The following is an 11,754-nucleotide window of genomic DNA, read 5'->3' as shown; positions in this document are numbered from 1 at the left end:
TAAGTTTTTGGCATCATGACGCCAAAAAAACCGACCGGAAAAGAACATGCCGATCAGAAGCGCTTCTGGATGCGCATCGGCATGGTTCTATCGGTTGTATTGATGGCATTGGTCATCTGGGCCAGTCAGATTTACCTCACCCGATCCTTCGTTGAGGAAGAGGCCGCAAAGGCCAAGACACGTGCGACGTTGTATGCCGGAACCATCAAGGCCAAGATGGTTTCACATTCCGTGGCACCTCTCCTTCTGTCGCGGGACCCCATTCTCACCATCCCCCTCCGACTGGGCGAGTTCGCCAATATTGACGAGGACCTTGCCGCCTTTCAGGAGGAACTCGGATACGGTGCCATATTCCTGCTGAATACGGACGGAAACGTGGTCGTAGCCGGCGGCAGCCATGAACTGAATGACTACGAAGGCGACCAAAACTTTTTCCTGGCCGCCATTGGCAGTGATAAGACCGAATTTACCGTGACAGGTGGCGGCGAGACTCCGTACCAGTTCCACTATTCACGAAAACTGACATTTGATGACCGCTTTGTCGGTGTCATCGTGGTTTCGGTGGACCTGGCCTCGGTAGAGAACAGTTGGCGCCTGCAGGGTTCCAAAGTCATCGTTTCTGACGAGGAAGGTTCAATCCTGCTGGCTTCCGAGCCTTCGTGGCGCGGCCGGACGACTGACGAGATACTTGTGCCGGAGAACGAGCGTCCCTCGGTCAGACATGCGATCCGTACGGTTGAGGAACGGCTGGGTGGTGTGCCTTACGTCTATTTCGACCAGACGCCATTGCTGGCGTCCAAGGTGCCCCTGGGACACGGATCCTGGCAACTGACATATTATTCGACGCTTGAGGATGTCCGGGCACGGGTAAACGCCATTCTAGCGGGTATTTTCATGGTGCTTGCCTTGCTGCTGGCGCTCCTGTTTTACCTGCTGTCGCGTCGACACGAGGCGGAAAGCGCGCGAATACAGGGCGAGTCCGACATTCTACGGCAGTTGAACCGAAAACTCTCCAACGAAATCGCGACGCGCAGGCGTGTTGAGAAGAACCTGCAGGAAGCTGAACAAAGTCTGGAACAGGCATCCAAATTGGCGGCTTTGGGACAGATGTCCGCCGCAGTAAGCCATGAGCTTAATCAGCCGCTTGCGGCGATGAAAACCTACCTAGCGGGCGCGAGGCTGCTCCTGTCACGGCGGCGTCTGGATGAGGCGATGACATCATTCCAACGGATTGACGATCTGATCAACCGCATGGGTGCGATTACGCGTCAGCTTAAATCATACGCCACAAAACGGCCGGTCGAACTTGTCGAGATTGATCTGCGGGACAGTGTTCGCGAAGCACTGTCGATGATGTCGCCGCAACTTGGAAAAATGTCGGTCGCCATCAATACGGTTGTCCCGTCCGAACCCGTACGGCTCCGCGCAGACCCTCTGCGTACCGAACAGATCATCGTGAACCTCCTGCGCAATGCGCTGGATGCCGTTCGACCGATGGAAGACCGCAAGATCGACATCCTACTGGTAGAGGGCGAATCCATCGTCCTGTCGATCACCGACAACGGAATGGGTCTCAAGGATCCTGACCAACTGTTTGAACCCTTTTACACGACCAAGCGTCCAGGCGAGGGCCTGGGACTGGGACTCGCCATTTCAGCCGGATTCGCTGGGGAACTTGGCGGCCGACTTGTCGCCAGGAATGCTCCGGACGGAGGCGCTGTCTTCGAATTGATACTGCCCCCAATAGAGTCCCAGACCCAGGCCGCAGAGTAATAGAGATCATGGAAAACACATCCACACCTACCGTGATGATCATCGATGATGAAGCGGATCTGAGAGATTCCGTTTCACAATGGCTGAAGCTCTCGGGTTTCGAAGCGGACAGCTTTGAAGCCGCCGAGGACGCGCTCAAGGTTTTGACCGCCGACTACCCAGGCATTGTCCTGACCGACATCAGAATGCCTGGCATTGACGGGATGACGCTTCTGCGACGGCTTCAGTCCATCGATCCTGGACTTCCAGTGATCCTAATGACGGGCCATGGGGATGTCCCGATGGCCGTGGAAGCCATGAGAATTGGCGCCTATGATTTTGTGGAGAAACCGTTCCAGCCAGAGCAACTGGCGGACCTTTGTTCCCGCGCCGCACAACTGCGCGCGAGGACCATGGAAACCAGGGCCCTGCGCAAGGAACTGTCCGATCCCAACGCCATGCTGCGAAAGCTGGTCGGAGAGAGTCCGGCAATTGAGAAGTTGCGCGAAAACATTCTCGACATCGCACAGGCGGACGGACATGTACTGGTAACGGGCGAAACCGGGACCGGCAAAAGTCTGGTCGCCAAGTCCGTCCACGCATGCGGACCGCGCGCATCAAAACCCATGATTACCCTGAACTGCGCATCGACGGAACGAGAGCTGCAGGATGCGATTCTGTTTGGAGGACCAAACTGGCCGGAGAAACCTCTGGTGGAGCAGGCAGAGGGAGGAACGCTTTGCCTGGAGGACATCGAACATCTATCCGATGCCGCACAGGCAAAACTGCTTGATCTCATCAACGCGGTTTCCGACGGCCCGGAGACTGCCAGACCGGTCAACGTCAGGGTAATCGCTGTATCCAGCGTTCTCACCGGTGGCTCTGGCTCGGTAGAAGGGTTCAGAAACGACCTGTATTACCGCTTAGCCGCACTTGTGTTGCAGGCACCGCCGCTAAGAAACCGGGGTAAGGACATCCTGACGCTATTCACGAACTACACAGTGGAACTGGCCGATGAATACGGCTGCGAGGCTCCGCAGCTCAATGCGGCTGATGCGGCAAACCTCATTCAAGCGCCGTGGCCGGGTAACGTGCGGCAGCTGATCAATCTCGCGGAACGGGCTGTTCTCCAGTCCCGTCGTGGAGAAAACAATATCTCGGCTCTATTGATTGACGATGGCTTTGAGGCTCCATCCATGGCGATCGATACGGACAAGCCACTGAAGGAGCACGTTGAGATGTTCGAGAAAATGCTCATTGATCATGCCCTCCGCCGAAATGCCGGATCTGTTTCGGCTGTCATGGCTGAACTCGCCCTTCCCAGGCGGACGCTCAACGAGAAAATGGCGAAATATAACCTCAGCCGGCAAAACTACCTGAACGGCTGACCTTTGTGAGGACTTTCTCCAAATCGCCGTAGCCGGTTTGGCGACGCTCGTATTCGAGGCCCAAGCGTTGGGCACAGGTGGCCGCTTTCCTCGAGAGTTCGTCATCGTTGGTCTGAGCTAGATACACCAGTTTGGTGTAGTTCCCAAAAATCATGTCGCGCAGTTCAGGGTGGCGGTGCAGCCCCATTGGTTGCCAGACGAACGCATCGAACTGACGGACGAGAAAGTCCGTCAGGTAAAACGCGGTCATCTCCTCATCACCTCTTGCGGCGAATACTTCGTTGCCTTCAAAAAAACTGTAGCAATGTGGGCCTTCAATCATTGCCACACCGAGATCATCACATCTGGCCTTCAGCAGGCCGCCGGTACCGCAGTCGGCATACGCAACGAAAATCTCCTCGTAATCGCTCCGGCACTTCCGAACAGCTGCTTCTACCGCGTCAGGTATTCTCTGCGGTTGCAAATGAAGATCGGCCGGAAGACACTTCAGTTCGATATGGTCAAAACCGTTCAATCGGAAAATCTCGAGTATTTCCCGAGCCAAAGCGCCGCAGGCCAGCACGAGGATGCTCGCCTTTCCCGGCTGCTCAATGTTTGACGGTTCATTCATTTAGGAACCCTTGCGGGATCAGACCACACTAACACCGGCAACGCTCAACCGCAAAAACAACCCGGCAACTTTCAGGCCGAGGACGCCAACTGGTTGTGCTTACGGGCCATGAATTCCTTGGCCGTTTCAACTGCGACCGCTGCATCCCTGCAGTATGCGTCAGCACCAATAGCCTTGCCAAACTCCTCATTCAGCGGCGCGCCGCCCACGAGAATGATGTAGTCGTCCCGCATGCCCTTGTCATTGAGCGTGTCGATCACAACCTTCATATAGGGCATTGTGGTTGTCAGCAGCGCCGACATGCCAAGAATGTCGGCCTCTTCCGTTTCGAGTGCCTCGAGGTAGGCCTCAACAGCATTGTTAATGCCAAGATCCACCACCTCAAAACCGGCCCCTTCCATCATCATAGAGACAAGGTTTTTGCCGATATCATGAATGTCGCCCTTTACGGTTCCAATCACCATTTTGCCGAGACGTGGAGCGCCGGTCTCGATGAGGAGTGGCTTCAGGATTTTCATCCCGGCCTTCATGGCATTTGCTGCAAGAAGCACTTCAGGCACAAAAAGGATACCGTCCCTGAAATCGATTCCTACAATGCGCATGCCCTCAACAAGAGCTTTCGTCAGAATGTCGTAAGGCTGCCAACCGCGCTCAAGAAGAATATTCACACCTTCGACGATCTCGTCAGCAAGCCCGTCATAAAGGTCGTCAAACATCTGAGGGACAAGTTCCTCATCGCTGAGGTCGTTGAGGTCAAAATCTTCTTCTTCGTCAGCCATGGCTATCCTTTCATCCCGCCTAAGGGCGAATGACGTGATCTCAGCAATTGACCGCTACCGTAAATTGCAAAAATTCGCGGGACGTAAACGACTTTGCCGGTATCAGCGACGACATTGAGTTGGCCACGTCTGAAAAAAATATTCCATGTTGCTGATCGTCTGGCGCATGTTCTACTTTTGTTCTATAAATGCGTCATGGCAGACAGGGAATCGAAACTTAAGAGAGCGCTAAATCTGCGCGGCCGCGGCTCGCACACCAACCCCACTGGCCGTTTTGAGCGCTTCGAAACCGTGGAATTTGATGACGGTTGGACAAACGAAGAGGATATCCCGCCTGTCCGCACTGAGGTTGCGACCGAGACTCCGAAGAGCGTGATCGCCCGGAACACCTCGCCGGACATTCCCTTTGACCGGTCCCTGAACGCCTACCGCGGTTGTGAGCACGGTTGTGTTTACTGTTTCGCACGACCGTCGCACGCTTATCTCGGCCTGTCTCCGGGCCTCGATTTCGAGACGAAGCTGACAGCGAAGCCAAACGCAGCGGCACTACTGAAAAAAGAAATAGCAAAACGAAGTTACCGGGTCGCGACGCTGGCAATGGGGACCAACACCGACCCCTACCAACCGATTGAGCGGCAACTCAGAATTACTCGACAGGTTCTCGAGGTTCTGAACGAATGGAGCCATCCGGTATCAATCGTCACAAAAGGCACCCTGATCGAACAGGATCTTGACGTCATCGGATCGATGGCAAAGCGCGGCATCGCGAGTGTCGGGATATCAGTGACCACCCTGGATCCGGAACTGTCGCGCTCCATGGAGCCAAGGGCTCCTGCCCCCACTCGGAGACTGGCGACAATTTCAAGACTTGCGGAAAAGGGCGTTCCTGTCAGGGTGATGATTGCACCTGTAGTACCCGGTCTGACTGACCACGAGTTGGAAAACATACTAAAATCAGCACGCGAAGCAGGTGCGACCCGGGCCAGCTATATCGCCTTGCGCCTGCCCCGGGAAGTCAGCCCGCTGTTCCAGGAATGGCTGTCGCGCTGCAAACCCGGTTACGCCTCGCGCGTGATGGCACGAGTTAGGGAATACCACGACGGCTCCGACTACAGTTCCGAATGGAGCAAGCGCATGACGGGCACGGGGCAGCACGCGCAACTGCTTGCCAAGCGGTTTCAGAACGCGACCAAAAAGCTGGGCTATTGCACCGGCTCTGAGTCCCTGCGTTGCGACCTGTTTAAAAAGCCGGAGCGCCTCAACCCGCAAATGGAATTGTTTTAAAGAAGGCCGTTTAATTACCCCCGACGGCGGCGCCTTTGGCGTTCCGGTTTGGGCCCGCCTTCGGTGCCATCACTATCCGAGGAAAATGCACCCAACCGCGCGGCAATCGTGTCCAAAGACGGGACGCCCCCCCGGTCTCCGGCGTTTTCCAATGCCTTTCGCATGGCCAAGAGATGAGCCGGCGTTGTGCCACAGCATCCGCCGATGATCCGTGCCCCACAATCCCGAGCGAGGAGCGCGTAATCAGCCATGAGCTCCGGCGTCCCGTCGTAGTGAATATGGCCATCAACGTATTTCGGTATGCCGGCATTTCCCTTCGCGATCACGGGAAGCGGTGCACCAGCATCCCTGAAGCCGATCACCGTCCTCAACAGATCCGATGCACCGACGCCACAATTGGCCCCGAAGGCCAACGGTGCATGAGGCAGTTCGGCAACCAGACGCACCATGTCAGCAGAGGTCAGCCCCATCATCGTCCGTCCGGACGTATCAAAACTCATGGTGCCGCACCACGGGGCCCCTACCCGACCGATTCCGATGGACGCCGCTGTAAACTCCTCGGGTGCCGAGATTGTCTCCACCCAGAGAACATCCGCACCGCCCTCCATCAGGGCTTCGGCTTGTTCCTCGAAAAGATCTGCCGCCGCTTCAATGGAAAGCGGACCATGTGGCTGCATTATTTCTCCGGTTGGCCCCATGGACCCGGCAACCACCACGGGGCTATCCGAGGCATCCGCAACCTCGCGTGCCAGCATTGCGGCCTTTTTGTTGATCTCGGAGACACGATCCGAGGCTTCGTGCAGCGCCAGGCGACTGGCGTTGCCTCCAAAGCTGTTGGTCAGGAAAAGATCACTGCCCGCGTCGGACGCGCCGCGATACAGGGCCAGGATTTTTTCAGGCGCATCGATATTCCAAAGTTCGGGCGCCTCACCGGACTCCAGACCCATATTGAACAGGTTGGTGCCGGTTGCACCATCAGCGAGGATCCAGTCCCGCTCTGAAAGCAAATCCTGAAGGGTAGAACGCATGTCAGGCCTCCAAATTGTCAAGACGACCGGATTTAGCCGCATCCGCGACTGCTCGGATTCTCGCGATCATTGCCGTCAAACCGTTTGATCGCTGCGCCGACAAATGCTCGTCGAGGCCAAGTCGTCCCAACTCCTTCGCAGCGTCCACACCGAGAACATCGGATATGGTCAGGCCGGAATACAACGCATGCAGGGATGCGATCAGACCACGGACGATCATCGCATCCGAGTCGCCATCGAAATCAAATACGGCTTCCTCACCGGAACCTTCAATTCGTGGCACAATCCAGACCTGGCTGGCGCAACCATTGACCTTCGTAGCCGGAACACGCAGAGCCTCATCCAGTTCAGGCATCTTTTTACCCATTTCGATCACATAGCGGTACCGGTCTTCCCAGTCCTCAAGAAACTCAAAATCTTCAACTATGTTTTCAAAATTCTTCGTAGCCACCGGATTCGTCCATTACCGCCACTGTTCCTTTCGCACTTAGGGCGATAATGGCGCAAGGTCCAGTGAAGCCGCCCCTTTTTTACTTTTCATTGACCGGGTCAGCGTCTATTTCCTGCTGGGGCTAAAGACGGGGAACCATGCAAAAAATTTGGCTAATTCTTATCGGCTTGACCGTTTTTTCCGGGTGCTCGATGGAGGTTCCGTCTTTCCTGGGACGTGAAGGCTCGGGTGACAGCACGTTTAGCCTCGGCGGTCCCGAACCGCTGCCCGAACCCGTAGCGGTTTCCATTGCGTCAGCAACCGTGGAACCCGCACTTCACGGTGTCATCGTTCGGGTAGAGGGCGTGGCGCCGACCCAAGGGTACTACGGAGCAAGTCTGGTGGAATACCGTGACGGAGAACCGGGACCAAATGGTCTGGTCGAAATGGCGTTTGTCGCTCTTCCGCCCGATGTCACGCAGCAACCCGGTCCGGCCCAAACCCGCGAACTGAGAGCGGCCCGGTTCTACACCAACGCCGAACTTGAATCGATCCGCGGCGTCAGCATCCAGGGAGCGGGCGTCTCGCGCACACTCTCCCTAAGATGACCTTTTAACCGCCAATCTTAACCACGTTGATTTCAGACCCATTGGCTGAGAGCGCGATTTCGCCGCGTTTAAGCCGCATTGCGTCCCGTCCGAATACCTCGAACCTCCACCCTTTGAGGGCTGCGATGTCAGGCTTCTTTTCCGATGCAAGACGGTCGAGGTCAGCCGACGAGGCGATCAGTTTTTGCGCCACGCCCTCCTGTGTGGAACGGGCCTTCAGGAACACGCGCAGCAGGTCACACAAGGCGGTGGCATTGTTCGCAGTCCGCGGTCGCTCCTCCGGTTTGGGAATCTCGTCGCGCGGCATGATTTCGGCGACCCTCAGAGCCTTGAGGATGCCCTCTGCAATGTCTCCCTTGCGTGCCTCCCGTAAGAGAAGCCGTGATTTACCTAGCTCTTCCAAGTCTTTGGGACGGTTGGCCGCCAGTTCCATCATCGCGTCGTCTTTATAGATGCGATTCCGGGGAACATTGCGATCGCGTGCGGTCGCTTCCCTGAATTTCGCGAGTTCCTTGAGTGCGGCGAGAAAACGCGGCGAGGTCGTCCGGGTTTTAACACGCTGCCATGCATCTTCCGGGTCGATGGTATAGGTGTCAGGGTTCAGGAGTATCGAAAGCTCCTCCTCCACCCACGCACTACGGCCGCTTTCTTTGAGCTGTTCCGCCAAATCCTCATAAATGACGCGCAGGTGCGTGACATCACCTATGGCGTATTTCTTCTGCGCCGCGCTCAGCGGTCTGCGGCTCCAGTCGGTGAAGCGGGAGGACTTGTCGATACTCTGATTGGCAATCCGCCTTACAAGAGTTTCATACCCCACCTGGTCGCCGTAGCCGCACACCATGGCGGCAACCTGGGTATCAAAAAACGGCTGGGGAATAACACCGGCCTCGACCTGAAAAATCTCGAGATCCTGACGGGCAGCGTGAAAAACCTTAACCACGTCGGGGTTGCGAAACAAATCATAAAGCGGCTCGAGCGACAGCCCGTCGGCCAGTATATCAACAAGTACCGCGTCCTCGCGATCGTCGTCCCCCGGCCGGGCCAACTGCACCAGACAAAGCTGGGAAAAATAGGTTCTCTCTCTTAAAAACTCCGTATCGACAGTCACATACGGATACCTGGAACATTCAGAGCAGAACTGGGCCAGCTCTTCGGTCGTCTCAATGGTTTTCAATCAGGGCTCCCTGACACGAATGTGCCGGTCCTCTTTCAAGGAAAAGCAGTTGCTTTCAGTCGAATGCAACAAACTCAACGCTTTAGATGGTTTCATTTCAAACTTCACGCTCCTGTTTTGCACATAGCGAAAGCCAAGGCAATTGGACATGAAACGTGAGTTGGCAACCCGGATGTACTTCACTGGCGCGCACCCATGGTTAACCATTCGTTTTTTTGTATGCGTTATGTTCCCGGTGATTAACGATTACGGGCAGAAGCGATGGAATCCAACAAACAGATGCTGGCCGCAATGGCCGAAATTGGGGCGCTGCGTAATTTCCTGGTTCAGACCGTCGCCTTAAGACTTCTCGAAGAACCGGATCCCCTGGGCTCCTGCGAAGCGGTCAACAATCTTCTCAACGCGGCACCTACCATGCCGGGAAGTACATCGATTGATTTGGATCCCGCGATGTCCGACCTGCTCGCAGCAATGACTGATGAACGTACGGCCGCAATCGGGCGTGAGGTTCGCGACCGGATCGGCGCAATCCTCCAAACCTGAAATACTTTCCGTTAGCGGAACAGTTCGGGCGTTGGCGGAACAAACACATCCGCTACGTAAGGTTCCAGTTGTTCCGGTATCTTCGACGCGGACGCGGCAAGCCCATGATGCAGCAGTTTGGCGTCCAACCCAAACACCTCTGCAAACCGGTCCGCACTTCCCGATATGGAAAGCGTGTTGCCGTCTCCCGTCACGACCTGAAACCCCAGAGATTCCAGTCGGGCCGAAATTGCGGTCCTGCGCTCCGGAGACGTGTCTTTCAGGGAGGGGCCGTCTTCGAGGATTGACGACCCGTCATCCCTTATCATTACCAACTGGGCATTAATCACATCGTCATCGGCCATTTTGGTTCTCCAGCCAGATGGAGGGCGCGCATGATGCGCGCCCATCTATTATATACCTGTCCAGTTCGTCAGCGGGAACGCAATGTCTCAATGAGGTCCTCGACAAACTCCGTTGATATCTCGGGCATCGCCCCGGACGTCACCATTGCCATCTGGGTTTCCTTGGGAGCGGAGAAGAATTTGGCCGCGACCCCTCCCATCGTGTTCAGGTAAGCCCATTTGGCGTCCGCCAGGCCGGCTCCGGTTGCCTTGTCCGGCCCGGAAGTCGCGGTATCGCCATTGGCCGTAGTCCCCTTCTTCACATCCCGCGCACTTTTTTCCAGCGCCTGCTTGATTTTCGCGGGCGTCGCCGAGGGTTCTTTTTCCAGCATCAGCGCAACGATGCCCGCAATTTGAGGACAGGCCGCTGACGTACCCGAAAACAACCCCCAACCGTCCGTTCCTGAGCCGGTGGTCGGTGTGATGCTGTCCAGTTGCGCGCCTTCCTGCACGGGAAGCAGGATACTAGGCGCGTAACCGCTTCCGCTTATGGTGATCCTTTTGCCGGTCAGTCCGCAAACATCAGGCACGGATCGACCCGGGTAGAACGACGAGTCAAAACTGGACGCATAACTGGATGCCTCAAAGTCCAGAGTGTCGGGCAGGTTCACATGCACACCACCGACCGAGATGACGTCAGGATGGCTCCCCGGGAACGCAAGATGACCATTCCCTGCCGAAAAACAGACAACGACTCCCTGCGCGACCGCGTTGGCCACCGCCGCCTCCAGAGGTTTCAACCAGTTGGGAATGGAAGTGTTCGGGAAGTCGATGTGATACCCCCAACTGTTCGTCAGAACGTGTGGCTTCTTCGAATTCGAAAGCGCCATATTGATGGCACCAACCGGATCGTTGCCAGTTTTAACCGGCAGGAGCGTGATATCGGGCGCGCAGGCGAAGATGTTCGCACTCTCACCTGTACCATGCCCGTTGGAATCGCTTCCGGGATCCGAAGCACCAGGCCCGAGGAGTGTTTTGTAGGAACGGTAGCCACGTTCGGTGAAGAACGGGTGCCTATAAAATCCGGTATCAAGCATACCGACGGTCACGCCCTTACCGGTCACACCCAGACGATGAACCCGAGAGGCGCGTAGCATCACGGCAACCCCATCGGGTACACTCAGATACTGATAGGCGGAGGAATGGATCGGTGCCACGGGCGGAATTGCGGAAACACCGAAATAGGTGGGCGGACGGGCGATGACGGCCCCCTCTATCAACGGAGACAGCGACTCCGGCGCGTTGAGAAGCGACGCGTCCGGATCACTGTCATCGGTGCCCATAAACGTAATTTCATTGTTTGGCGCTATTTCGGTCTTTTGTTTTGTCAGCTTTGCGCCAAAAAAACTTCGGAACAGCTTTGCATCGGCGCCGATGGACAGTGTTTTATCGTTCGACGCCTCCTCAAAAACATGAAATCCCGCGTCCCGAAGCGCGCGTTTGGCGTCCCGAACGTCGTCATCTGTTGACGCAAATTCACCGACATTGCTCGCGTCGATCCTGATGTCCGTATCAAACAGCGAGTTTCGACCGATGGAACGTGGCGACACGTTGGCGATTACCTCATAGTCCATATCAGACATGGCTGGTCCTTTGCTTGACTGTGACCGGTGATACCGCGTTCCAAGAGAATCCCGGCCTGACCCCCGCGCGGATACATGCATTGGGCAGCAGCCAATCGAGCGGCTCGTTTGGTGAATAAAATCTACCGAATTCGCTCAGACACAACGGCACACGCTAAAATTCACACAAGCGGCTGATCCGACGCACCAAGA

At 56.1% G+C, this 11,754-nt stretch carries 12 protein-coding genes; 5 read left to right on the top strand and 7 right to left on the bottom strand.

The genetic code is table 11. The features are described 5' to 3' along the window. The first annotated feature begins 15 nt into the window (after window positions 1-15). The gene (locus ACP15P_RS09675; protein ID WP_424928248.1) at window positions 16-1,773 is read left to right on the top strand and encodes an ATP-binding protein; all 1,758 of its coding nucleotides are present in this window, start codon (window positions 16-18) and stop codon (window positions 1,771-1,773) included. Window positions 1,774-1,781: 8 nt separating this feature from the next. Then, window positions 1,782-3,140, top strand: a complete 1,359-nt coding sequence (locus ACP15P_RS09670) for a sigma-54-dependent transcriptional regulator (protein ID WP_424928247.1) — start codon at window positions 1,782-1,784, stop codon at window positions 3,138-3,140. Here ACP15P_RS09670 and ACP15P_RS09665 read toward each other — a convergent pair. After that, a complete protein-coding gene (locus tag ACP15P_RS09665; RefSeq protein ID WP_424928246.1) occupies window positions 3,112-3,750 on the bottom strand; it encodes a DUF1638 domain-containing protein in 639 nt (212 codons plus the stop codon). The two genes, ACP15P_RS09670 and ACP15P_RS09665, sit on opposite strands and share 29 nt — an antisense overlap. 71 nt (window positions 3,751-3,821) lie before the next feature. Continuing rightward, window positions 3,822-4,529 carry a corrinoid protein gene (locus ACP15P_RS09660; protein ID WP_424928245.1) on the bottom strand — a complete coding sequence of 236 codons (708 nt, stop codon included), beginning with the start codon at window positions 4,527-4,529 and terminating at the stop codon, window positions 3,822-3,824. Between the two features lie 195 nt (window positions 4,530-4,724). Here ACP15P_RS09660 and ACP15P_RS09655 point away from each other — a divergent pair, with 195 nt between their 5' ends. After that, on the top strand, window positions 4,725-5,813 hold the full coding sequence (locus ACP15P_RS09655; RefSeq protein ID WP_424928391.1) for a PA0069 family radical SAM protein: 1,089 nt from the start codon (window positions 4,725-4,727) through the stop codon (window positions 5,811-5,813). Window positions 5,814-5,827: 14 nt separating this feature from the next. On the opposite strand, the gene bmt is transcribed toward ACP15P_RS09655, so the two are convergent. After that, window positions 5,828-6,841 (bottom strand): betaine--homocysteine S-methyltransferase, encoded by a 1,014-nt coding sequence (gene bmt / locus ACP15P_RS09650; RefSeq protein WP_424928244.1) that lies wholly within the window; start codon window positions 6,839-6,841, stop codon window positions 5,828-5,830. A gap of 1 nt (window position 6,842) precedes the next feature. Continuing rightward, complete coding sequence (locus ACP15P_RS09645) at window positions 6,843-7,292, bottom strand: SufE family protein (RefSeq protein WP_424928243.1); 450 nt, start codon at window positions 7,290-7,292, stop codon at window positions 6,843-6,845. Window positions 7,293-7,483: 191 nt separating this feature from the next. Between ACP15P_RS09645 and ACP15P_RS09640 the strand changes: the two genes are divergently transcribed. Beyond that, the gene (locus ACP15P_RS09640; RefSeq protein WP_424928242.1) at window positions 7,484-7,879 is read left to right on the top strand and encodes a hypothetical protein; all 396 of its coding nucleotides are present in this window, start codon (window positions 7,484-7,486) and stop codon (window positions 7,877-7,879) included. 4 nt (window positions 7,880-7,883) lie between these two features. Here the strand turns inward: ACP15P_RS09640 and rnd are convergent, their stop codons facing one another. Further along, on the bottom strand, window positions 7,884-9,053 hold the full coding sequence (rnd, locus tag ACP15P_RS09635) for a ribonuclease D (RefSeq protein WP_424928241.1): 1,170 nt from the start codon (window positions 9,051-9,053) through the stop codon (window positions 7,884-7,886). Window positions 9,054-9,314: 261 nt separating this feature from the next. Here rnd and ACP15P_RS09630 point away from each other — a divergent pair, with 261 nt between their 5' ends. Next, window positions 9,315-9,596, top strand: coding sequence for a hypothetical protein (locus ACP15P_RS09630; protein WP_424928240.1), 282 nt, complete (start codon window positions 9,315-9,317; stop codon window positions 9,594-9,596). Between the two features lie 11 nt (window positions 9,597-9,607). On the opposite strand, the gene ACP15P_RS09625 is transcribed toward ACP15P_RS09630, so the two are convergent. Together ACP15P_RS09625 and ACP15P_RS09620 are read right to left on the bottom strand one after the other, a co-directional pair. Beyond that, complete coding sequence (locus tag ACP15P_RS09625; protein ID WP_424928239.1) at window positions 9,608-9,940, bottom strand: hypothetical protein; 333 nt, start codon at window positions 9,938-9,940, stop codon at window positions 9,608-9,610. Window positions 9,941-10,008: 68 nt separating this feature from the next. Beyond that, window positions 10,009-11,562, bottom strand: a complete 1,554-nt coding sequence (locus tag ACP15P_RS09620) for a S8 family serine peptidase (RefSeq protein ID WP_424928238.1) — start codon at window positions 11,560-11,562, stop codon at window positions 10,009-10,011. Between the last annotated feature and the right edge of the window lie 192 nt (window positions 11,563-11,754).

This window comes from Amaricoccus tamworthensis (assembly GCF_049800875.1).
In the GTDB taxonomy this organism is placed as follows: Bacteria; Pseudomonadota; Alphaproteobacteria; order Rhodobacterales; family Rhodobacteraceae; genus Amaricoccus; species Amaricoccus tamworthensis.
Note: the sequence above shows the minus strand (reverse complement) of the source record. Positions and strands in the feature narration are given on the sequence as shown.

What these genes read in the sequence shown, in the direction of transcription:
- ACP15P_RS09675 (WP_424928248.1), top strand. Translation starts at nt 16, where the DNA reads ATGACGCCAAAAAAACCGACCGGAAAAGAACATGCCGATCAGAAGCGC.
- ACP15P_RS09670 (WP_424928247.1), top strand. Translation starts at nt 1,782, where the DNA reads ATGGAAAACACATCCACACCTACCGTGATGATCATCGATGATGAAGCG.
- ACP15P_RS09665 (WP_424928246.1), bottom strand. Translation starts at nt 3,750, where the DNA reads ATGAATGAACCGTCAAACATTGAGCAGCCGGGAAAGGCGAGCATCCTC.
- ACP15P_RS09660 (WP_424928245.1), bottom strand. Translation starts at nt 4,529, where the DNA reads ATGGCTGACGAAGAAGAAGATTTTGACCTCAACGACCTCAGCGATGAG.
- ACP15P_RS09655 (WP_424928391.1), top strand. Translation starts at nt 4,725, where the DNA reads ATGGCAGACAGGGAATCGAAACTTAAGAGAGCGCTAAATCTGCGCGGC.
- bmt (WP_424928244.1), bottom strand. Translation starts at nt 6,841, where the DNA reads ATGCGTTCTACCCTTCAGGATTTGCTTTCAGAGCGGGACTGGATCCTC.
- ACP15P_RS09640 (WP_424928242.1), top strand. Translation starts at nt 7,484, where the DNA reads ATGGAGGTTCCGTCTTTCCTGGGACGTGAAGGCTCGGGTGACAGCACG.
- ACP15P_RS09630 (WP_424928240.1), top strand. Translation starts at nt 9,315, where the DNA reads ATGGAATCCAACAAACAGATGCTGGCCGCAATGGCCGAAATTGGGGCG.
- ACP15P_RS09625 (WP_424928239.1), bottom strand. Translation starts at nt 9,940, where the DNA reads ATGGCCGATGACGATGTGATTAATGCCCAGTTGGTAATGATAAGGGAT.
- ACP15P_RS09620 (WP_424928238.1), bottom strand. Translation starts at nt 11,562, where the DNA reads ATGTCTGATATGGACTATGAGGTAATCGCCAACGTGTCGCCACGTTCC.